Below are 22041 nucleotides of genomic sequence, written 5' to 3'. Positions count from 1 at the left end.
GCCGGGACGCAGCGTATATCAAGTCGTACCCCGGCACGCTCACTCGCATTGCTGGAAAAATTCCGACGGCGAATCCCAGAAACAATCCCAACTCATCCATCTCTGCATATCACCATCCGCCTTCCCCGGCCCCTTCAGGACAAGTCGGCACTCTTCGGGTGAGATGTGCGCCAGCGCCTCCTCACTGTAGCAGTACAGCTCCACCGGCATCCTTTTGAACGCGGCGATCAACCGCTCCCGCATGCCGAAGGCCAGCACCACGATGCGATTCCAGTTCCCCGGCCGGGGGATACAGGCCACGTCGAGGTCCGAATACACACCGAAGGCGCCACGGGCAAGACTACCCGAGGCGAAGCACCACTTAATGGAGCGACATCTTGTGCACCGTCCCCGCAACGCCTCCAGGTAATTCTTCACCGCCTGCGGCCGATTCTTCACCAGCCGCACGCCCTTGCGGATCTCCAGCGCCCAGAAATGGCTGTTCACGAGCCAGAACAGGGTGTGTACCACAATGACTGCCAGGACGCCGGACCAGGAAACCGGATCGGCAATCAGCCACCATACCGCCCCGATCACTGCGACCTCCGCCGCTATACGAAACAGCAGCTCATCGGGCGACATATACAACACGCCCTGGAACAGCCAGCTGCGCACCAGCTTGCCGGCGGGAGAGTTGAACACGCCTCCCATCCGGCTTCCGGCGACTGCCCGCTTAAGCCCGTCTGTGAGCCAATAGAGTTTTTCGTGTGACATCGGTTTTATTCTTAACGTTGTTTGCAGCCGACTCGCTCACCCGACTGCGCCGGCTGGCGTATAGATCCACCATCAAGCCAAGGAACATCATAGTAGACCAGGCATGTGATACCAGGACAGAGCCGGTCCAAGCTCTCGCGAGCAAGCCTATCATAATGAGCAGCGCCACCAGGGCAGAGACCCGCTGTTGCAGCGGCGCACTGCGGCGACGCCATGCCCTGAGAAACAGCTGGCAGGACCCGATAGTTACCGCCATCACCCAGGGGATGAAACCGAGTAGCCCGCTGTTGGCAAGGACCTGGAAAAACGAATTGTGTAGATGACCGATCGTGACATCGGTAGCAAACCGAGTCCCGGCGTCGAACCCATTGCCGATGAGTGGTGACTCCATAAACATCGGCCAGCCGATATTCATCCATGCCCACACCCGGCCATGCATCGTTTCCAAGCCACCCTGATCTTGCCCCCTCTTGAGGTATTCGACGAGCGGCCCGAACAGTGTGTCAGGTCCGACAATCACAGTGGCTACGCCAACGACGCCGACCGCAAGCATGATCAGCACGCCCCCACCGATCAGGGCCTGGGCCCGCGTTCTTGCCAGATACGGGATCGCAACCAGCAGGCTGACCAGGATGGCAGCCACCGAGGTGCGCGACTGGGCCAGCAGAACCACTGTCGCGCTCGACGTGCCAATGAACAACCAGGCCCACCTCGATCTTGCCGTGGAGGCCGCGAACCAGCGGACCAGGGAAACGACCATCACGATTCCGCCCCACATCCCCAGTTCGTTCGGATGCATTATGGGCAGGGTGCCGTAAAGCATCACCCCGAAAACGCCTGATTTGAGCTGAAAGGCCTCGCCCGGCCATAGAACTGCACCGAGCAGCGCCCCACCTAGGGCGAGTACAATCAATCCCAGCACGAAGTCCGACACCCGCCAACGACTTCCGCGCAGGCTCAACGACAGAAACCCGGCCGCCAGTATGGCATCCACCACCACCAAGCCCGCCTTGTAGGCCGAGAACTTAGGCGCCGGGGACAGGACACTGGTAACGAGCCCGAACAGCCCGTACAGGAGAAACAACATTATGGGCAACGCTGCCAAGCCGAAAAGAATTTTAGTTCGTGGTAGCGACACCAACACGAAGCAACATGCGGCCGCCACCCAAGCCAATTGGACCATGGCGGAGGCATCCAATGCCACGGACCTAGTTGAGTAGCTGTGCCCGAAGAACAGGGTACCGCTCATGAACATGGCCACCCAGGCCCAGCCCCAGAAACCCCACTCATACCTGGACCCGGTATCGGCGATAAGGCGCATCCGGCCGATCACCAGGCCGATAGTGAACAGGACGAGGCCGATAGCGGCTATGCTGACAACAAGGCTCATCTATTAGAATTCCCTATCATGACGCCAGCCGCGATGCACGAAGGCCGCAGCGCTGCACAGGGTGACGAACTCACCCACACTCAAACCAACCGCTGCTCCGGATGCCCCCATCACCGGTACCAGCGCCAGAATTCCCGCTGCGCCCGAAAACATTCTGATCAGGGAAAGGGAAAACAGCCGCCCCGGACGCTGGCTGGCCTGCAGCAACACCCGATAGGGAACGACCAGTGCGCTCAGCATCCGCGAAAGCAGCAGCCATTTCAATATCACCGCGCTCGCGCCATAGCCCTCACCGAAAAGCCATAACACAATCTGGTCACTGAATGCGAACAGCAGGGCCAGAACGGCTAACTGCGCCATGTTGTAGAGCAGGGACCTGCGCACATAATCATGCAGCCCCCGGGACGATTCATAGGCCTGCCTTGCCACCGGCAGGAGCAGCATACCCGCCCCCGCCCCCAGCATCCCGACCGGCCCTGCAGTACGGGCGGCCGCACCATAGTATGCCAGCTCTCTCATATTGGTCATCGCGGCCACCAACAATGTGTCCAGCCGACCTGCAAGTTGCAGCACCGCCCCCGAGGAGAAGAACACCCATACCAGCTTGAGGAACCGCTTGCGCTCATCACCGTACAGCCTTGCCGCGCGTCGCTTGAAAATCAGCGCCAGGTTAAACACCGCCACCGCCAGCGACAGAACAAGGGTGCAAATCACCACAGCCCCCAGCCCCGGCTCGCCCCCTGCTGCCACAACAGCAACCGCAAGCAGAAGCGTGAGGCCGGTCAATGGATTGAGCAGGCCCACCCGCATGAATTGCTGTCGCCGCTGAAAATCGGACAGTAGTGAATACGTTATCATCCAGAATGAGCCGACCACCATTGCGGCGCCTATTATTCCGGGGATGCTCGCATATACACTTCCGGAATACGCCCAGACCGGAATCCAGGCGAGCAGCGCGACTGCAACCAAAGCGAGCTTGAGGCGGACGGAGTAGTGATAATATGACTCAGCATCGACATTGTGTTTCCCGGAAGTCTCCCGGACATAGGCGTTATCTATGGGACGCCCCATGTCCGCCATCAACAGCGCCACCGTAACGAATAATGTAAATCTTCCGAACTCCTCCACCTCGAGGATCCTCGCGCCCACGACGGAAGCGAGCAGCGTGAGTATGCGCGAGGTCGCCAACCCACCGGTCACCCATGCCATTTCCTGCAATCGTTGTTTGATACCGAATCTCAAGGGAGGCGACTTTCTGTTTTCATTTCTCTAAGCGACTTGAAAAGCACCTTGGAGTTTCCTCAAAACGCCCCAAGTGCTGTGAGATAGTTTACCGCCCCCCGCCGATATACTTGAAATCTTTTCAATATTGACCGACCTAATGCAATTTCCCTCCAGGATCATCTTTTGAAATCCTATACCCATTAGGATAACTCAGCCCAAAATGCAGGAAGCATATTCTGACATTAATGTTTGCCGCCCCGATTTCAAATACAAGCACTGCGGCACAGCTATTGGGCGCATCACCACCCGTAATCCATACTCAGAAACTCATAAAGATCCGCATTTGGTTGACTAAAATAATCTTTTAGGTATTCGTATACTTCAGGCTCAATTGCAGATCTGTTGCTTCCGACATTCATTCTTTTTAAATGCCCCAATCTATAATTTGGATCTACTGAGACGAATTCAAAGACCTGTTTCATGCATTTTTCAGGCTCACGAAAAAAGTCTTCGCTACTCAGTATGAGAATGTTTTTCAAAGGAAAATAATCTAAGTAACGCTTCAACTGTTCCAGATAAAGCCCTCTTGATTTATAGCTATGCTGAATATATATTGGATTTTTATAATCACCCGCATCAACATACGGCCTAAGTCGTTGCTCTTCAGTAACAATTGCTTCATATAGCGTTAGCGGCTCCCTGTTGCGTCTTTTCTCATGAAAATAGTGAGAAACTGCCCGCTCTATCGGATTTCTTAGCATCACAATTATTTTAACGTCAGGCAATAATTCGTATATCCGCTTTGGAGCATTCGGATTAAACAGATATAACGGGGACGCCTCAAAAACTCGTTCGCCTTCCCGCAATGACGTGTATTTTGGGAAATGCGCCTTGTACCATGAGAGACCTTTCGCATAATTATCTATCGAAGAGTCAAGCCCCCCATCAAAATAATGCACTTCTTTAGCGGCCGAAGCCTTAAGCTGAGGATGCTTACTCAGCCAATAGAACATACTAGTTGTTCCAGCTTTTTGAGCACCAACGATTATAAAATCTGGCAATAGTCTCGTATCAGATGAGGCTATCCGATATTTCATTTCAGCCGATCGAACCAGTTTTCTAGCACCAGATAGAAGAATTGGCATACTCATAGACACCTTGCCCCGTAGCACTTACTAGAAACACAATCCAACTTTTCTACAACCCAAATCAACTGGAACAACTCCCTAAAACCCTCTACTTCCCATACTTTTACAGCTGAGTCTCTCGATGCTCCGCACTAATTTGCGCACACAAAAAGCTGCCAACCCAGCCCACCGACATCATCTCCATCCACTGCCTTCTTGTCATTGCAATTCAATCAAAGCTGTTTCATCCCGTCATTTTGTTAGAGACTGACAGGTAGTCCTATGGGTAATACTTCAAGACAACTCAAGCACGGCAAGGTAGTTAGTAGCTCCCCGGAAATACTCGAGATCCTCATAATACTGATCGACCGGGAGCAGGATTCCTCCAGGTCAGATCCTGGAAATCCTATATCCGAGAGGCGTAAGCAGATCCCAGAAATCCCGAAAGTAGGTTCGGGAATTGATGTTTCCAGTTCCGAATTCGAATGTAAGCGCCGCGATAGCGCCCCGCTCGAGCGTCTTCACAGCCCCTTTCAGGGCCGCGTATTCATGCCCCTCAATATCCATCTTCATGAAGTCGATTCTATCCATATTATTCTGGTCCACGAAATCGTCTATCGTGGTTATTCGTATCGTTTCCTTCGTATAGCTTCGATCCTCAAAGCAGGTATCCTTACGGGCATACAGGGAAGCCGATTTTGCCTTTACTCCCGAAATACTATAGATTTCCGCCTCGCCTTCCTCGGCACCGACTCCATACGGGACCAGAACCACATTCGGCCTCGACTTCTGCAGCAGGATCTCACGGCATTCCAAGGTTGGCTCGAACTGGTATATGGCACAGCCATCCCCCAGGGCAGCTAGCATCCCTTCCGTCCAGTCACCCACATTCGCACCCACATCGAACAACACAAGCGATTCATGACTGTCCCTGCGAATAGCGCTCAACGCCCCCTTTATTTCCGCCTCGAGATCCCATCCCGCCCCCGACCCTTTACCCTGAATGAAGGCCAGATACCAAGATATCATCGAGACAAGCCCGACCATGGGGGAGCGATTGAGGACGCGCGAAAGCGCTGGTGCAGCCTTCTTACCCCAGCGATTCAGTTTCTTATGTGAACCCGGTTGCATTTTATCCTCCACCTGCCTCAGTAATGGTTATTTCGGGGCTGGGCAGCCAGCCGGCCGATTTTATGCTTTCCGCGGAAGTCCAGCTTATTCGGTTGACACTAGGACATCTCCCTCTCTGAGCCTCACCCAAGCGCCATTCCTGCTTTCGACTTGGATCACACAGAGATTATTCTCCTTCGCCGACTGAATGATCATCTTGTCATACCGCGACTGACCTCCCACCCACTGCCCCTGCGGGCATTCTCCAGTCTTCGGCATCGACAGGGATGCAGATACCGCCCCGGCCGTCAGGGTAGTCCCGGCCGGCTGCCTGAATCGCATCCGCTCACCATTGCCCTCAGGCCAAGCGATGGCAGGCGAGCCCACCAGCGTAACCGCCAAGTCCGATGAATCGGCAATTCGCCTGCCATCAAGGGCCACCGCAACCACACTTCCCTGCTCGTTCATTCTTATGCTTACACCGCCCGCCAGATCCAGCACACCTCCCTGCCCCGAAAACACCGCACCGGCCACGCAATCGCCTTCGACTGCGGCCCAGCCCGCAGCAGCAGACATCTGACTCGAGAGGCGAATAACGCCGGGATCCGAGCCAGCATCCGATTTTAAATCAATAACCGGACTATGGGGGAATCGCACTCGCATCAGCTTATGAAATCCGTCACCGACTTTGACGGCAGGATCAGGCCCCATTTCCACAGCAAATGTCCTGTCGACCACCTCCCCGAAGGAATCACCCAGACCAACTTCGAGTACTTCGGCATGCGGTTTGAGGCAATGTCCCAGCCATGCGGCCGACAATATCGGGCTCAGCCTGAGGAACAGCGGGTTCGTCGAAACGGAAAATGCATTTAGCTCCACATCCGGGCCATTCCTGGATTCCGGATAGGGAAACCAGGTATGCGCCACCAAGCCGGCATAGTCCTGCAAGGCACTATAGGCGTACATGAGAAAGGGCCCCTCATAAGCGTAGGGACTCCAGGCCGCATGATTCCACTCCCCCATGATCAGCGGTTTATCAGGCAGCGCACTGCGCGCTGCCTTGGTGAGAGGAAAAGACCAGTCGGTTTTATCAATCCCCGCAAAACCCTCGTCCCGCATCAGGAACGATTTGCCTTCTATCTCCCTGTCCGCCCCCATCGGGTGATCGAAATAGCCATGCACCTCGACGTAATCTCCATGCCGCGATGCAGTATCCAGCGCCCCGTATCCATACCAGTTGTTGGTCGGCGTTATCAGACCCTGATACCCTATAGCCCGTAGCCGATCCTTCAGTTCCGTAACCAGACGGGCATCGGCGTGAGCCAGATAGGAATAGATCAACTTCCTCTGGTCCCGGCTAAGCAGCCACCTTGGCCTCCAGAGACTGAAATCGGCTGCCTCGGCAGTCGAGGCTTCAGTTCCCTTTCTATCCTGGATCGACCTCCGGCTATTCAACCAGTCCCTGAAATCCTCATCGAGCCATAGCCGGTCCTGCTTCGAAAGATATTTGTTATCGCGGAAGTAAACAGACCAGACCGAGTCCTCATTGACCGCAGCGAGATACACATTGGCGGGATCTTCCGCATAGGTTTTGTCCGTATAGGGGTTCTTATGCGCAAAAAAATCTGCAATCCAGTCCGTCTGTCTGCGTACCATGTAGGGACGGATCAAACGTTTACCATGATAGCGTCGCCAGGATTGCGGATGATCGTTGGTATGATCGCCATCGAACGCATCGAGGGGACACAAGGATGAGTTATTGATGGAGAAGGAATAATAGATACCGCTCTCAACGAGCTCCGCCACCAGATAATCAAGACGATCCATGACCGGGCCGCCGAAATGGCCATACTTCTTCCAGTATTCACATAAAGAAGGGAGGCTATTATCGATACCGACAAATCTGACCAGATTGAACCCGTATGACTTCAGCGTGTAAACAAAATCCTCTACGTCTTCTTTCGGCGGCGGGAAGGCTATCGGTCGCCAGCCGGAAAACGTAAGGCCTACCCCCCAGAATCTCGCTCGCGTACCGTCTTCGAAAAACAGCTGATCTCCGCGTGAGATCACCCTTCCCCGGGAACCCGCCGGCCGGCCGGCCGACCCTGGGGGTGTCAATGAAAGCGCTTCCAGTGCTGGCAGCATACGTGCAGACGCTGGTTGGTACTGCGCACTCTCAGCCGCCAGCAGGGCCGGCATTCCTCCCAGGCAGACACACAACAGTATCGTATGCAGTAGCGTACGCATACCGCCACCTAATCCTTTTCGCCATTCACCGGGCACCGCCGTCGAAGTCACCCCTAATTCATCCCCCTCATCTTTTTCCCAGGGATGAGGCGCACAGCAACTTGTACACTTCCCGCATTTCCGATCCATAACAGGAATGAGCAAATCTAACCAAATTGCTAATCACTGGCTCCTTCAATCTGTTCTGTCTCACCGCTCGCAGTTCGGAAGGCTTGTATACCTGGTTCCATACATCAACTGACAGTGGCACACCCATCCAGGCGCTTAATTCCCCAATCACTTCCCGCGGCTTTTCCTTTATCGTTCTCAAATCCAGAAACGCCACCGAGCCCGGATGCCTCTGAGAAAAATTCAAAGCTTGCAGATTATTCACTATCCAAGTGCGAGGCGCATACGTGGGGTGACGATATCTTATCCGCCGCCTCTGCTCCCGGTACATCGATGTCATAACCTCAGAGGGATCGCGATACATCACTAGAAATCTGATATCGGGTTCGACCTTCAGCCAGAAATCCATAAACATGGTCGCCCGCGGATCCTTCCACCCCCAGTGCACGTGCTCCTTATTCCGTTTTTCGATCAGTTCCTGCCCATACCTGAAATCATTTTCGCTGATATCGAATTCCAGCCATGGCGTATATCGATCCACGCCACTGCGTGACAGCATCCCTTTATGGAAGTCGAGGAAATCCATGTCCTCGAAATACCCCAACCTGTTCGAATGAGTGGGGCCGCGCATATCATTCCCCATCATGATTCCAGATTTGTGCAAGAAACTCGCGACCAGGGACGTACCGGATCTACCACTGCCTGCCATGCACAGAATGGCTCTTTCAGGCGTATCACCGCGAACGGGGATCGACTTTTCATGCATCATGATGCGCAAATCCTGATTCTTGGTGGAGTAATATACTGTTTATAAAGTATAAATTATAATTATAAACTGTTTGCGTGCGGTGCTGACCGCCAGCACGCTATTTTGCGGGTTACGGGCGCGTTTGGCCACCGCCTTTGGATGTAACGGCGGATGGGCGCCAACCCTTTGTGTCAGTCCCTTTTACCGGATTGTTTGCCCGGCGCGACAGTTTGGATGAGACTATCCTGAACACCGAATAATGAAAGGCGTCCCATGCTTCGCAAGCTACTGATTATATTTATATCAATCGTCACACTGCCAACTCTCGGCTACGCCGTATACGTTTGGCAGTACAACCGCGATACTCCCCCACCGGCACATGCAGAACTGGAAGCCGCGCTGAACGCCTCCATCCACTGGACCGAGACAAATTCCGAACACCTGCTCTCCACCAACAACCCGATGCTGTGGCGGATGCTGCAGCAGAGCGCCCGCCTCACCGGGGATGCGCGGCTGCAGGCACTTTTCGACCGCTACACGCAGCGCTACCTGGGGCGCGATCCCGATTACCTGTGGCGGCCGCTGTTCCGGGACGGGGTGTGGATCCCGGTCACCCCGGCCTCGCTCGAGGGGCTGCCCTACTACAACCGGCATTTCATCTTCTCGCTGACCTGCGATGCGGACCTGTGGGCGCTGCCGGATATCCAGGCCCAGAACCAGGCCGGTTTCTGCGACGGGCACCGCTTCCGCTCGGCCTGCGTGACCCACCAGCTGATGGGCCTGCGGCTGCAGCAGCGCAAGCAGTGCCCGCAGGATCCGGATCTGGCCGCGACCGTGAGCCGGCTGCAGGCACGGCTGGTCGGCCAGCTCACCTGGGATCCGCGCCCGGTGGACGTGTACCTGCAGCGGGTACTGATGCTGACCGAATCCGGGGCCGGCGGGCAGGTTAAACCGGCTTGGCTGCGGCGACTGCTGCGCGCTCAGCTGCCTGATGGGGCCTGGGCCAACACCCCGATGTTGCTGCCCCTGCCAGGGGCTCGCGATCTGGTGTGGACGCGCAACGGCATCGGGCCCGGCCGGGCCGTGGGCAATTTCCACACCACGGCGCAGGGGATCTATGTGCTGAGTCTGCTGCTGTATGGGCAGGGGGATGAGGGGCGGTTGTGAGGGGTGGAATCGACTGGGCGCGGCGGTTTCTGGATCCCCGCCTGCGCGGGGATGACGGGGTGGTGCCGGGATGACGGGGTGGTGCCGGGATGACGGGGTGGTGCCGGGATGACGGGGTGGTGCCGGGATGACGGGGTGGTGCCGGGATGACGGGGTGGGAGCCGGGATGACGGGGTGGGAGCCGGGATGACGGAAAGGGAATTAATCAGGCTTTCCCCGGACGGTTCCGGCCTGGCCCTTGATTTCCGCCTTCGTGGGGATGGCGTCCCTGAAACCGAAGCTATCACAAAATACAATATCTACACTAAAAGTAGTGATAGCTCTATGTAAGTTCATTATCGGCGGAAACCGCGCGATAAGCCCGGCCGGAAAATGCTACTCTCGCGGTGTCATGGAAGACACCGACAAGGATGCCGGTCATGGATCATGACCAGAACTTCAAGAACCTCATTCTCGATTACCCACGCCAGGCGCTGGAGCTGTTCGCGGCGGCTGAAGCCGAGGCGCTGGATGCGACTGTGCAGATCACCCCGGTACGCCAGGAACAGCTCAAGGAACGTCTCGGCGAGCGGTTCCGGGAGCTGGATGTCCCGCTTCAGGTGCAATGGCCCGACGGGCGCCGGGAGGCGATCCTGTTCGTGGTGGAAGAGGAAAGCGAGCCGGGGCGGTTCTCCCTCCATCGCCTGGCCCACTACTGCCTGGATCTGAGCGAGCTGCTGGACTGCGACCGGGTAGTGCCGGTGGTGGTGTTTCTCAGACGCGGCCGACGGCGTGAGCGGCTGGCGCTGGGCGGGGAGCGGCACACGTACCTGTCATTCCACTACCTCGCCTGCGTATTGCCTGAGCTGTCGTTCGAGCAGTACCGCGACAGCCCCAACATCGTGGCCCGGTTGAACCTGCCCAACATGCGCCATGCGTCCGGCCAGCGGGTGGAGGTCTACGCTCAGGCGGTGCGCGGCCTGACCGAACTGGAACCGCACCCGGAGAAACAGCTCAAGTATCTGGATTTTGTGGATATCTATGCCGGGCTTGACGAGGCGGAACGGGCGCGGTATCAAGAGGAATATCGCGAAGAGGCGGAAAAGATGAGTACATTTGCAGAGCGATTCAGGCAACAGGGCATGCAACAGGGCGAGGCCCAGGTGCTGTTGCGGCAGATGACCCGCAGATTCGGCCCCCTGCCGGAGCCGGTGCGGCAACGGATCGAGACCGCCGATGCCGAGCAGCTGCTCGAATGGTCGGAGCGGGTGCTGACCGCGGCCAGCGCGGAAGAGGTCCTGAACTGAAGAGATCGCAGGCGGGCGCTGCCCGCGCAAACTGCTCAGGGTGAATCCGTAGGTCGGGTTAGCGCAGCGTAACCCGACTTGCCGTGGGTGTGTCGGGTTACGCCTTGCAGGCTAACCCGACCTACATCACTTCAGCTCTCCCTTCTCAAAGGCTTCCCGGATCTCGCGTTCCTCGGTACTGAGTCGGCTCATTTGCTTTCACCCAAATAACTCTTGGTTGCCTTGAGACTGGGAATAATGGTCTTATTAATCGTCTCAGAATAGTCTAAACAACCTTGAGAGGCGGAGAAGATCTACTGGGAACGTCAAAACAACGTCCCCTCTCCCTCAAGGGAGAGGGGCTGTGGCGTTGCTCAACCGGCAGTCCGCAGCTGCCGGGATCGGGCCTTGCGGACCTTATTCCGGCCCGCGTGCCTGGGTGTGCGGATCTGGTATCAAGCCGCCACTTCCACGTAGGACGACAGGCTCGTCGGCTTCGGTACCGGCAGCCCATCTTCCTTCAGGCCCTCGATGTGAAACTCGATGGCCTCTTTCATGTTCGCCTCGGCATCCTCTGGGCTGCCGCCGGTGGACACGCAGCCGGGCAGATCGGGCGAATACGCTGAGTAACCCGTTTCAGTCTGCTCGATTATGATCAGATACTTCATGACTTTAACCCCGCCTGCTTCAATATGCTGTTCAGGGTACCCGGCGCCAGGTCGTCATTCAATTTCCCGGGCACCGTAACCAATCCGATTTTAACATCGTGCCTGTATTGCCGGTGACTGCCTTTCATCCTGACCTGATACCAACCGTCCGCCTCAATCACTCGAATCACCTCCCTGACTTTCATTCCGCAACTCCTTTGCGATTACCCCCTCTCCCCGACCCTCTCCCACAAGGGGAGAGGGGTTGTCGTAGGTCGGATTAGCCCAGTACGTAGGTTGGGCTGAACAAGGTGAAGCCCAACAAGACCGAGGCGATCACCTGTTGGGCTTCGCTTTGCTCAGCCCAACCTACATTACTGGTTTTGTTCTCCGTCATTCCCGCCTGCGCGGGGATGACGATTCATTCGCTGTCCAGATAGCCCTCCCGCAGCAGGTAGAGATAGATCTCCTGCGCCGCCTCCATCGGGTTGAGGCCGGTGGTGTCCACGCGCAGTTCCGGATTCTCCGGCACCTCGTAGGGGTCCGAGATGCCGGTGAACTCCGGGATCAGGCCCTGGCGCGCCTTGGCGTAGAGCCCCTTGCGGTCGCGATCCTCGCAGGTCTCCAGCGGGGTGGCGACATGGATCTCGATGAAGGCGCCGTGCTCCTCGATCATTTCGCGGGCCGAGCGGCGCATGGCGGTATAGGGGGCGATTGGCGCGCAGATGGCAACACCGCCGTTCTTGGTGATCTCGCTGGCGACGAAGCCGATGCGGTTGACGTTAATGTTGCGGTGCTCCCTGGAGAAGCCCAGCTCGCTGGACAGGTGCTGGCGCACGATGTCGCCGTCGAGCAGGGTCACCGGACGGCCGCCGGCCTCAACCAGCTTGGCGTAGATGATCTTGGCGAGCGTCGACTTGCCCGCGCCGGACAGGCCGGTGAAGAACAGGGTGAAGCCCTGGCGCGAGCGCGGCGGGCAGACCCGCTTGAGTTCGGTGATGACCTCGGGGTAGCTGAACCAGTCCGGGATGTCGGCATTGCGGGCGATGCGCTCGCGCAGTTCGGCCTCGCTGAAGGACAGCCCCTCCTCGCCGTCGCGCTCGATCTCGCTCACCGGCAGGTAGCGGCCGCGACGCGGCACATAGAGATGGGACTCCACCGGCACCATCTCGATGCCCAGCCCGTCCTGGTGCTGCGCGATCAACTCCTGGGCGGCGTACTGGCTGTAGAAGATGGCCTGGCCGTTGCCGCCGACGGGCGGCGAGGCGTGATCCGGGCCGACGATGAAGTGCGAACAGCCGAAGTTCTTGTGCACGATGCCATGCCACAGGGCCTCGCGCGGGCCGGCCATGCGCATGGCCAGCGGCAGCAGTGAGAGCATGGCCAGGTTGTGCGGGAAGTGGCGGCGGATGGCCTGGTAGCAGTGTACGCGGGCGTAGTAGTGCAGATCGCCCGGCTTGGTCATGCCCACGGTGGGGTGCAGCAGGATGTGGCCGCCGACCTGCTTGGCCGCCTCCAGGGTGATGTCGCGCTGCAGCCGGTGCATGACCTTGCTGGTCTGGAAGGCCACCACCCGGCGCCAGCCCATCTTGGCCAGCAGGTGGCGCAGTTCCTGCGGGGTATCCCACAGGCTCTCGAAATCGTAATGGATCGGGGTCTCGATGCCCTCGATGCGGCCGCTGATGTAGACCTGCTTCACCTGCTCGTTCAGGTAGCGCACGCCCGGGTGCTGGACGGACTGGGTGCCGTAGACCCGCTCGGCCTCGCGCGCCTTGTCCGGCGTCCAGATGTCTTCCACGGTGAGCACGGCGGGCATGAAGCCCTCGCCGTCGCGCAGGGCGATCTTGCTGCCTGTTTCCAGCTTTTCGGCGAATTTAGCCTCCACATCCAGCACGATCGGGACGGGCCAGAGGGTGCCGTCGGGCAGCTGCATGCGTTCCAGCACCGAATCATAGGCGGCCTGGTTCATGAAGCCGTCGAGCGGCGTGAAGCCGCCGTTCATCAGCAGTTCCAGATCGCACAGCTGGCGCTGGCTCAGGGTCAGGGAATGAAAATCCTTGGAGGCATCCTTCAGCGCTTCGGCCTGGGCCGCATCGACCAGCAGGTCGACCAGTTCGCCGCCGCCGTGGGGGACTGCGTAATTTTCCATGTTTTCCCTTTTATTCAAAAATGTGCAGTTTCTGTTCTGGCTTATCCAGGGGGTAGGGACGAGCGAGTTTATCATTATGTGGCCACCGCTCATGCGACGGCTGCACGGTCATCTTAGGGCCCCGTGTCGGCGGGGTAAAGCGGCCGCGCCCTGTCTGTAACGGCCGGGCGGGCGGGGATTTGATGGGCAAGGCTATGCCTGTCCAACCTTTTCCGTCATCCCCGCGCAGGCGGGGATCCAGAAACCGCTGCGGAAATGGATCCCGGCCTGCGCCGGGATGACGGAAACAAGCGTAGATCGGGTTAGCGCAGCGTAACCCGACACAGCGGCGGATGATGTCGGGTTACGCCTTGCAGGCTAACCCGACCTACGTCACTGATTATGGTCTTTGACGCCATATATATTATGGTCTAGCATGCCATTATGCGAGCAAGGAAGCTCTTTCACTACAAGGCCAGCCAGGGCCGGGTTCTGGTCGAAATGGTTATCTGGGCATTGCCTCGAGCGGATGCTGACCGGCCGCACGGCCTGAAATACCGGCTGTACTGCGGCTGCGGCGGCGATTGCCTGGTCCGTTACGACAATGAACGCGGCAAGGGTGATCATCGCCACTACCGGGACAGGGAGGAAGCTTATCGTTTCCAGTCACTTGAACAGTTGATTGCAGATTTCCGGCTTGATTGCACACATCTTGCCGGATGGAGGTGGGACGAATGAGCCGGATCGAGTTCGAGGTACTCAAACCCCAGGCGGCACTGGAGGCCTTTACCGATACATGGCGCCGCACTCAGGCCGGGGATGATATCCCTCCCCGCATCGTTTTCGGCAGCCTGCATGCCCTGTTCTCCGCCATTACCGAAAAACGCCTGGAATTGGTGCGTTTCGTGGCCGCGCATCCGGGACTGAATACGCATGCGCTGGCGGAACAACTGAGCCGCAATTACAAGAATGTCCACACCGACGTTGCCCGGCTCATGGAACTGGAACTGCTGGAAAAGGACAGCCGCGGGCGACTGTCGGCACCGTTCGATGAGATCGTCATTCATGCCGCCGTACGGGATGCGGCCTGAGCAGGGTAGGTCGGGTTAGCGCAGCGTAACCCGACAGGGCGGCGGGTAAGTCGGGTTATGCCTTTCAGGCTAACCCGACCTACGCAATACGTCACTTCAAGGAAAAATAGCAAATAGGTTGGGCTGAACAGGGTGAAGCCCAACAATGGCTCGCCCGGGCCGGGTGTTGGGCTTCGCGTTGCTCAGCCCAACCTACATTACTACACGATGCTCAGGGAGCTTTAGCCGCTGCGCGGTGCTCCAGCCACTGCCTGAATGACGTCTGGCTTTCGCCTGACGGCTTGCCGGCCAGCAGGCCTGCGACACTGATATCCTCGTCAAGCGACTCCCAATGTATGCCCTGACCGGCGCCGATGAGGCGCCAGTCGTTGCGCTCTTCAATCGAGGCATGCACAAGACGAGGGTACCACTCCAGCGGGACCGCAATCGAACGCCCGTCACTGAGCTCGACGCTCAAAGTGTCCTCGGTCACCTGGACGCCCACGGCGTTGGGCACCTCCATTTCAACTGCCGAAGTAGTCATCCCATGCCTCCAGAAGCACTGAATGGTGTTGCTCAATTATCTCGTGAATCCGCGCAATATCTCTGCGGGTGAAGCCACCGCTGCGCTGCAGGCGAACCGGGTCCAGCCAGAATTTGGCAATATTGGCGTCGCGTTCCACATGAATGTGGCGCGGTTCTCCCCGGTCCCCGGCATAGAAGAAGAACCGGTACGGACCTGCTCTCAATATCGTCGGCATACAGATATTCCCTTATCTGTGCCCGGCGTCCCGGCCGATGCCTGAACTTACTCAATCCGATAATCGGCCATCGCTATAATCTTGGCAAGTCTGAGGATTGCATCGGGTTATTCCCTGGAGGCTGACCCGACCTACGTCGCCAGGATGCGGAAACCGCCGCGGCATCTGGATCCCGGCCTGCGCCGGGATGACGGGTGTTTTGCAGTGGTAGGTCGGGTTAGTACAGTAGGTCGGGTTAGCGCAGCGTAACCCGACACAGCGGCGGATGATGTCGGGTTACGCCTTGCAGGCTGACCCGACCTACGTATCTGTATCAGGATTCCCGCCAGCCGGCCAGCAGAGCCATGCAGTCGCGGTTCAGGGCCTCGGCGCGCTCGGCGCTGTCGGCCTCGTTGTAGCAGCGCAGTTCGGGGGCGTTACCGGAGGGGCGCAGATGGATGACCTCCTGGTTGCCGAAGGTCAGGCGCAGACCGTCGGTGGGATCCAGCGCAATCATGCGACTTTGTGTGATTTTGCCGAAGATCGCCTCCAGTTTGGCCTGACTGCCGTCAAGTTCAGCGAGGATGCGGGCGGATTGTTCGGTCGGGAAGGCCTTGATGCGGTCGCTGAAGGTGTAGCGCGGCGGCAGGGCGGCGGCGAGCACGCTCACGCTGCCCTGCTCCCGGGCCGCGGCCAGCACGGCCAGGATCACAATGAAGGCGTCGCGGGTGGGCAGGGCGTTGAGTTCACGCCCGTCGCGCTGCACCGGCGTCTGCAGCAGAAAACCGCCGTTGGCCTCGTAGCCGGCCACGCTGGCCGCGCCCTCCCCTGCCAGGGCCTGCATGCCGGCGATGACGTAGGGCGAGCCGATGCGGGTGCGCTCCACCCGCGCGAAGCTGTCGCACTTCTCCACCACCGTATTGCTGCTCACCGGGGTGGCCAGGCGGTCGATGCCGAGATACTGGGCGCACAGCACGCCGACGATATCCCCGCGCAGCCAGCGGCCGGTTGCGTCGGCGACCAGCGGGCGATCGGCGTCGCCGTCGGTGGAGACGATGGCATCCAGCTTCAGTTCCCGCGCCCAGCCGCGGGCCAGTTCCACATCCTCGGGCCGGATGGCCTCGGTGTCGACCGGGATGAAGACCTCGGAGCGGTTCAGGCGGGCGATGTCCGCGCCCAGCCGCTCCAGCAGTGTTGCCAGCAGATCGCGGCCGACGCCGGAATGCTCGTAGACGCCCACCTTCAGGCCGGCCAGGGCTGCGGCCGGGAAGAAATCCAGGTAGCGCTGCAGGTAGCGCTGCGCCGGCGCTTCATCGACTGACGGCAGGGCCGCGGGGTAGTCGGCCGGGAACGGCTCGGGGACCGTCACGGTCTGCGCCCGGATGCCCAGTTCGTCGTCTTTCAGGATCTCGCCGCCGAGCTTGTTGAACTTGATGCCGTTGCGGTCATCCGGGATGTGGCTGCCGGTGACCATGATGGCGGGGATGCCCTGCTCGATGCCGTACAGGGCCACGGCCGGCGAGGGGATGAAACCGCAGTTGAGGGGTTTATAACCGGCATCGAGGCAGGCCCGGGCCACCGCGGCCATGATATCGGGCGTGCTGGGGCGCAGGTCGCCGGCGATGGCCACCCGGCTGCCGGGACGCAGGCCCTGACTGGATTCCAGATACTGCAGGAAGGCGCGGGTGTAGGCGTAGCAGACCGGCGGGGTCATGTCCGTCACCCGGCCGCGGGCACCGCTGGTGCCGAAGCCGACGCCGCTGCGCTGCATCAGATCGGCGATACGTTGCTGGACTTCAGGCATGCGCCCCCTCTCGGTATTTTATGGGAGGCGCCGAGAATAACAGATATTCAGGAGCCTACAGTAGGATGGGTGAAGCGAAGCGCAACCCATCGGGATCCGGCCGGGTGATGGGTTGCGGCGCACGCGCCTCCACCCATCCTACACGCGGAAGGTACAGTACACGGAATGGTCGGGAGGGAAGATGGTGGCCAGGGACAGAATCGAACTGCCGACACGGGGATTTTCAATCCCCTGCTCTACCGACTGAGCTACCTGGCCGCGAAGGGAGAAGCCGCGTATTTAACGTGAAAACGCGGGCGGGCGCAAGTCGGATCAGCTCGCCGGCGGCACATAGTCCGGCGGCGCCTCGGAGCCTTCGCCGAAGAAGAACTTCTCCATCTGCTCCTCCAGGAACTGGCGGGCCTTGGGCTCGACCGGGGACAGCCGGTATTCGTTGATCAGCATGGTCTGCTGGCCCAGCCACTTCTGCCAGGCCTCCTTGGAGACGTTCTCGTAGATGCGCTTGCCCAGCTCGCCGGGATAGGGCGGGCGGTCCAGGCCTTCGGCCTCGCGGCCCAGTTTCACGCAGTGCACCATACGGCTCATGTTTCACTCCTGTCGGGATTCGGATTGCAGGCGCTGCAGCAGCGCCCTGATCGGCGCTGCCAGGCCCCTGGCGTCGGGTGAGGCGCAGTTATACCAGACCCGCTGCGGGTCTTCCAACACAGAATCCGCCCGGTTTTTGCCCAGTTCGGCGACGATCGGGGTGATCTCCAGCTGGAAGTGACTGAAGGTGTGGCGCAGCACCGGCCAGGTCTCGCGCCGGCGCAGTCCGGCGCCCAGCTGCTGTCGGGCCCAGTCCTCGGGGGCCTCGTCCGGCTCCAGTTCAGGCAGGCTCCAGAGCCCGCCCCAGATACCGCTGGGCGGGCGCTGCTCCAGCAGTATCTCGCCGCGACGGTTGGCCAGCAGCAGCATGCGGGTGTGGCGCACCGGCAGGGTCTTTTTCGGGCGCGAGGTGGGGAATTCGGTCTCACGTCTCAGGCGATGGGCCTCGCAATCCGCGCTCAGTGGGCAGGCCGTGCAGTCGGGGCGGCCGCGCCGGCACAGGGTCGCCCCCAGATCCATGATGGCCTGGGTGTAGTCGGCCACCCGGGCGTGCGGGGTGTGGGCCTCGGCGTGTTCCCACAGCTGTTTCTCGACCGCCGGCCTGCCCGGCCAGCCCTCGACGGCGTGATAGCGGGCCAATACCCGCTTGGCGTTGCCGTCCAGGATGGCATACCGCTGATCCACCGCCTGGGCCAGGATGGCCCCGGCGGTGGAGCGGCCGATACCGGGCAGGGCCAGGACGGCGTCGAAGTCCTCGGGAAAGCCGCCGCCGTGCTCTGCCGCGATCACCTGCGCGGCCTTGTGCAGGTTGCGGGCGCGGGCGTAGTAGCCGAGGCCGGTCCACAGGTGCAGGACCTCGTCCAACTCGGCCGCGGCCAGGTCGGCAACCGTGGGGAAGCGCTGCATGAAGCGCTCGAAATAGGGAATGACGGTGGCGACCTGGGTCTGCTGCAGCATGATCTCGGAGACCCAGACCCGGTAGGGGCTGCGGTTCTGCTGCCAGGGCAGGTCCCTGCGGCCGTTGCGGTCGTACCAGGCGAGGAGGCGGTGGGCGAAGGTCATCAGGATCAGGCGTCAGATAGCAAACCGTAGGATGGGTGAAGGCGCCGTGCGCCGCAACCCATCACACCCGCGGATCGCGATGGGTTGCGCTGCGCTTCACCCATCCTACGACACTGCCAGGACAGGTCCCTGCGGCCGTTGCGGTCGTACCAGGTGAGGAGGCGGTGGGCGAAGGTCATGGGAAATGGGGGTCGGAAATATCACCCCGTCATTCCCGCGCAGGCGGGACAAAAGCGCGCAGCGCGTTGAACGCCCTTCAGGGTGGCCCGCAGGGCGAGCGCAGCGAGTAATCCAGTTACCGCAGCGGCTTCTGGATCCCGGCCTGCGCCGGGATGACGGCACAAATTGCAGCAAACCGTAGGATGGATGAAGGCGCCTTGCGCCGCAACCCATCACACCCGCGGATCGTGATGGGTTGCGCTGCGCTTCACCCATCCTACGACACTGGAATTGGAACTGTCATTGCGAGCAGCGCGAAGCAATCTCGCAACGCTGGAGCAGTCGTCGGGAGATTGCCACGGCGCCATGCGCCTCGCAATGACGAGTCAATCCGATACGGAGTGCGATGCAGATTTGCCCCTGCTCGGGAATGACGATGGATATGTTGGAACGGGAGGTATCTTCCTACCGCCCGAAGATGCCCTTGAGCTGGTCCTTGACCTTGTCGTCCAGCTTGTCCTCGAGCTTCTTCTGCACCTCTTCCTCGACCTTCTCCTTGACCTTCTCCTTGGCCGCGCCTTCCAGCACCTTGGCCAGGTCCACGCTGTAGTTGGGCTTGGCGAAGGGGCCCTCGATGCGCAGCGGAATGGCCACACCCTTGAGGTCGGCCAGCCCCTCTCCGCCCTGGCCTTCCAGCGAGCCGACCAGCTTGACGGTGAGGCTGTAGTCGACCTGCTCCTGCGGCAGGTCGGCCATGCCCTGGCCGTTGATGCGCAGCAGCGGCGACATGGCGGCCAGATCATCGTTGCGGACCACGCCGTTGGTGATCTTCGCCGTGCCGGTGAGCGAGGTGAAGTCGGTCTGGTTGGGGCCGCTGTCGGCCGGTGCCGGCTTGCCTTCCAGACGGGCCTTGGCGTTGCGGATCAGGGCGGCGACATTGATGCCCTTGACCGCGCCCTCGGTGAAGCTGAAGCCGGCGTTGCCGTTGAGGGTGCGCTTGAGCGCCTCGGGGGTGTTGCCGCTGGCGGTGAGCTTGGCGTTGACGTCGGCGGTGCCGAGCAGCTTGTCGTCGCCCATCAGATCCTTGAGCAGCGGGCCGGCCTGCACCCCCTGGACCTTCTCGTCCAGGGCGATGCGCGCCGTGTCGCCGCGCGCATCCAGGGTGATGTCGCCGCTGTAGCCGCCCTGGTACATGCTGGCGCGGGCCGGGTTGACCCGCACCAGGCCGTCCTTGGCCTTGACCGTGACCAGCACGTCGGCGCTGCGCAGCTGGTAGGCCTTGAGCTGGTTGATGCGCAGGGTGCCGTCGAGGTTGAGCGCGCGCAGGGTATCCAGCGGCAGGGCCCCGGCGCCGCCGGCGGCGGCCTGGGCCGGCGTGGGCGCGGCCTGCACCTCGCCCTCGGCCGGCGGCGGCAGGTAGCGATCCAGGTCGATCTGATCCAGGGTCAGATCGAAGCGGATGGCCTGGGCAGCGAAACTGGCGATGCCGGCGCTGCCGGTGAGGGTGCTGTCGTCCAGACGCAGGCTCAGCTTGTCGGCGTTGAAGCTCTTCGACGTGGCGCTGAAGCCGATGTCGGCATCGGCCTTGCCCAGCACGGTGGCGTCGCTGACCTCCGGCGCCGGCTGCCCCAGACGTTCGATCAGTTCACGCGGCACAAACTCCTGCAGCTTCAGGTTGCCGGCAAAGCGCGCCTGGTCGGACTGGATGTCCTGGCCGCTGGCCTGGCCGGTGATCTTCAGGCCCATGGCCTCCAGCACCAGGTCGGCGACCTGCAGGGTGCCCGCGCCCAGGTCCACCGTCACCGCGCTGGCCAGTTCAGCCTCGACCTTGCCGCCTGGCAGGGTCTCGCCCTCGGCCTCGGTCTCCAGCTTGAAATCGCGGATGTCGAAGCGCTGCAGCTCCGGACCCAGGGTCAGCACGCCGGCCAGCTCCAGTTCACCTTCCATGGCCGGCTGGTCCAGTTCGACCTCGAAATCCAGCTTGAAGTCGATCGGCGTCTCGGGGGCGATCTCGCTCAGGCTCAGGTCCAGATCCCTGAGCTGATAGCGCGCGCCGGCCTGCTGATCGTCCCAGACCAGGTTGGCATCCGAGATCTCCACCCCGCCGATGGCCAGCCCGGCCAGGGCCGCGCCCCGGCCCTCGTCGGCCTCGGGCGCGGGCTCGGCGGCCGGCTTGATCATGTCGGACCAGTTGGGGTTGCCCTGCTTGTCCACACCCAGGTACAGATCCAGCCCCTTCAGGCGCAGGGTGGACATCTGCAGCTCCTTGCGCAGCAGCGGCAGCAGCCTCACCTGCACGCCCACCTCCTCGACCGCGGCGAAGGGCGCCTCGGCGAAGCCCTTCGCGTTGCTCAGGCGGGTCTTACCGATCTCCAGGCCCAGCCAGGGGAACACGGACAACTCCATGTCGCCCTCGATGGTCAGGGTGCGTCCGGTCTGCTCCTCCACCGCGCGGGTGATCTGATCCTTGTAGTCGTTGGGGTCGACGAAGATCAGCAGGGCCGCGGCGCCGATGACCAGCACCAGCACCAGGACACCGACCAGGATTCCGACAATACGCAGGGCTTTCATTTGCAGTCCTTTCCGAGAATTGGGTTTAGCTGTACCCGAGACAATAAGACACTTGGACTGGTTCTACCAGTGCCGTGCCCGAATCGACCATGGTCAATGGATCGTAGGATGGGTGAAGCGAAGCGCAACCCATCGC

20 protein-coding genes and 1 tRNA gene are annotated in these 22041 nt (G+C 60.2%); 4 read left to right on the top strand and 17 right to left on the bottom strand.

Annotation, left to right across the window (positions count from 1 at the left end; all coding sequences use genetic code 11):
* Nucleotides 1-39 precede the first annotated feature (39 nt).
* The 7 genes from CFK21_RS02850 to CFK21_RS02820 all read right to left on the bottom strand — a co-directional run bounded on the left by CFK21_RS02850 (nt 40) and on the right by CFK21_RS02820 (nt 8728).
* Complete coding sequence (locus tag CFK21_RS02850; protein ID WP_157745267.1) at nt 40-681, bottom strand: hypothetical protein; 642 nt, start codon at nt 679-681, stop codon at nt 40-42.
* Nucleotides 682-712: 31 nt separating this feature from the next.
* Entirely contained in the window at nt 713-2143 is a 1431-nt protein-coding gene (locus CFK21_RS02845; protein WP_096364546.1) for an O-antigen ligase family protein, read from the bottom strand.
* A gap of 3 nt (nt 2144-2146) precedes the next feature.
* Nucleotides 2147-3385, bottom strand: a complete 1239-nt coding sequence (locus CFK21_RS02840; RefSeq protein ID WP_157745265.1) for an oligosaccharide flippase family protein — start codon at nt 3383-3385, stop codon at nt 2147-2149.
* Nucleotides 3386-3666: 281 nt separating this feature from the next.
* Complete coding sequence (locus CFK21_RS02835) at nt 3667-4518, bottom strand: sulfotransferase domain-containing protein (RefSeq protein WP_096364542.1); 852 nt, start codon at nt 4516-4518, stop codon at nt 3667-3669.
* A gap of 366 nt (nt 4519-4884) precedes the next feature.
* Nucleotides 4885-5625 (bottom strand): FkbM family methyltransferase, encoded by a 741-nt coding sequence (locus CFK21_RS02830; RefSeq protein WP_157745263.1) that lies wholly within the window; start codon nt 5623-5625, stop codon nt 4885-4887.
* A gap of 84 nt (nt 5626-5709) precedes the next feature.
* A complete protein-coding gene (locus tag CFK21_RS02825; RefSeq protein WP_157745261.1) occupies nt 5710-7803 on the bottom strand; it encodes a hypothetical protein in 2094 nt (697 codons plus the stop codon).
* A 115-nt stretch (nt 7804-7918) separates the two neighbouring features.
* The gene (locus tag CFK21_RS02820) at nt 7919-8728 is read right to left on the bottom strand and encodes a sulfotransferase family protein (protein WP_096364536.1); all 810 of its coding nucleotides are present in this window, start codon (nt 8726-8728) and stop codon (nt 7919-7921) included.
* Nucleotides 8729-8980: 252 nt separating this feature from the next.
* Between CFK21_RS02820 and CFK21_RS02815 the strand changes: the two genes are divergently transcribed.
* Together CFK21_RS02815 and CFK21_RS02810 are read left to right on the top strand one after the other, a co-directional pair.
* Nucleotides 8981-9874: a hypothetical protein gene (locus CFK21_RS02815; protein WP_157745259.1), complete on the top strand. Its 894-nt coding sequence runs from the start codon at nt 8981-8983 to the stop codon at nt 9872-9874.
* Between the two features lie 419 nt (nt 9875-10293).
* Entirely contained in the window at nt 10294-11160 is an 867-nt protein-coding gene (locus tag CFK21_RS02810; RefSeq protein WP_096367456.1) for a DUF4351 domain-containing protein, read from the top strand.
* Nucleotides 11161-11594: 434 nt separating this feature from the next.
* Here CFK21_RS02810 and CFK21_RS02805 read toward each other — a convergent pair whose 3' ends face one another.
* The 3 genes from CFK21_RS02805 to CFK21_RS02795 form a co-directional block, all read right to left on the bottom strand.
* On the bottom strand, nt 11595-11807 hold the full coding sequence (locus CFK21_RS02805; protein ID WP_096364532.1) for a type II toxin-antitoxin system HicB family antitoxin: 213 nt from the start codon (nt 11805-11807) through the stop codon (nt 11595-11597).
* On the bottom strand, nt 11804-11992 hold the full coding sequence (locus CFK21_RS02800) for a type II toxin-antitoxin system HicA family toxin (RefSeq protein ID WP_096364530.1): 189 nt from the start codon (nt 11990-11992) through the stop codon (nt 11804-11806). Before CFK21_RS02800 ends, CFK21_RS02805 begins: the two co-directional genes overlap by 4 nt.
* A gap of 215 nt (nt 11993-12207) precedes the next feature.
* Nucleotides 12208-13935 carry a bifunctional sulfate adenylyltransferase/adenylylsulfate kinase gene (locus tag CFK21_RS02795; protein WP_096364528.1) on the bottom strand — a complete coding sequence of 576 codons (1728 nt, stop codon included), beginning with the start codon at nt 13933-13935 and terminating at the stop codon, nt 12208-12210.
* 423 nt (nt 13936-14358) lie between these two features.
* Here CFK21_RS02795 and CFK21_RS02790 point away from each other — a divergent pair, with 423 nt between their 5' ends.
* Together CFK21_RS02790 and CFK21_RS02785 are read left to right on the top strand one after the other, a co-directional pair.
* Entirely contained in the window at nt 14359-14652 is a 294-nt protein-coding gene (locus CFK21_RS02790; RefSeq protein WP_096364526.1) for a toxin-antitoxin system TumE family protein, read from the top strand.
* Entirely contained in the window at nt 14649-15005 is a 357-nt protein-coding gene (locus tag CFK21_RS02785; protein ID WP_096364524.1) for an HVO_A0114 family putative DNA-binding protein, read from the top strand. Before CFK21_RS02790 ends, CFK21_RS02785 begins: the two co-directional genes overlap by 4 nt.
* Nucleotides 15006-15216: 211 nt before the next feature.
* On the opposite strand, the gene CFK21_RS02780 is transcribed toward CFK21_RS02785, so the two are convergent.
* The 7 genes from CFK21_RS02780 to CFK21_RS02750 all read right to left on the bottom strand — a co-directional run bounded on the left by CFK21_RS02780 (nt 15217) and on the right by CFK21_RS02750 (nt 21905).
* The gene (locus tag CFK21_RS02780) at nt 15217-15528 is read right to left on the bottom strand and encodes a DUF2442 domain-containing protein (protein WP_096364522.1); all 312 of its coding nucleotides are present in this window, start codon (nt 15526-15528) and stop codon (nt 15217-15219) included.
* Nucleotides 15509-15745, bottom strand: a complete 237-nt coding sequence (locus CFK21_RS02775; RefSeq protein ID WP_096364520.1) for a DUF4160 domain-containing protein — start codon at nt 15743-15745, stop codon at nt 15509-15511. Before CFK21_RS02775 ends, CFK21_RS02780 begins: the two co-directional genes overlap by 20 nt.
* A gap of 313 nt (nt 15746-16058) precedes the next feature.
* Nucleotides 16059-17528, bottom strand: coding sequence for a phosphomannomutase (locus CFK21_RS02770; protein ID WP_096364518.1), 1470 nt, complete (start codon nt 17526-17528; stop codon nt 16059-16061).
* 182 nt (nt 17529-17710) lie between these two features.
* A tRNA-Phe gene (locus tag CFK21_RS02765) sits at nt 17711-17786 on the bottom strand.
* A 54-nt stretch (nt 17787-17840) separates the two neighbouring features.
* Nucleotides 17841-18113, bottom strand: a complete 273-nt coding sequence (locus tag CFK21_RS02760) for an oxidative damage protection protein (protein WP_096364516.1) — start codon at nt 18111-18113, stop codon at nt 17841-17843.
* 3 nt (nt 18114-18116) lie between these two features.
* On the bottom strand, nt 18117-19178 hold the full coding sequence (gene mutY / locus CFK21_RS02755; protein WP_172844318.1) for an A/G-specific adenine glycosylase: 1062 nt from the start codon (nt 19176-19178) through the stop codon (nt 18117-18119).
* A 621-nt stretch (nt 19179-19799) separates the two neighbouring features.
* On the bottom strand, nt 19800-21905 hold the full coding sequence (locus CFK21_RS02750; protein WP_096364511.1) for an AsmA family protein: 2106 nt from the start codon (nt 21903-21905) through the stop codon (nt 19800-19802).
* Between the last annotated feature and the right edge of the window lie 136 nt (nt 21906-22041).

It is taken from the genome of Thiohalobacter thiocyanaticus (assembly GCF_002356355.1).
In the GTDB taxonomy this organism is placed as follows: domain Bacteria; phylum Pseudomonadota; class Gammaproteobacteria; order Thiohalobacterales; family Thiohalobacteraceae; genus Thiohalobacter; species Thiohalobacter thiocyanaticus_A.
Note: the sequence above shows the minus strand (reverse complement) of the source record. Positions and strands in the feature narration are given on the sequence as shown.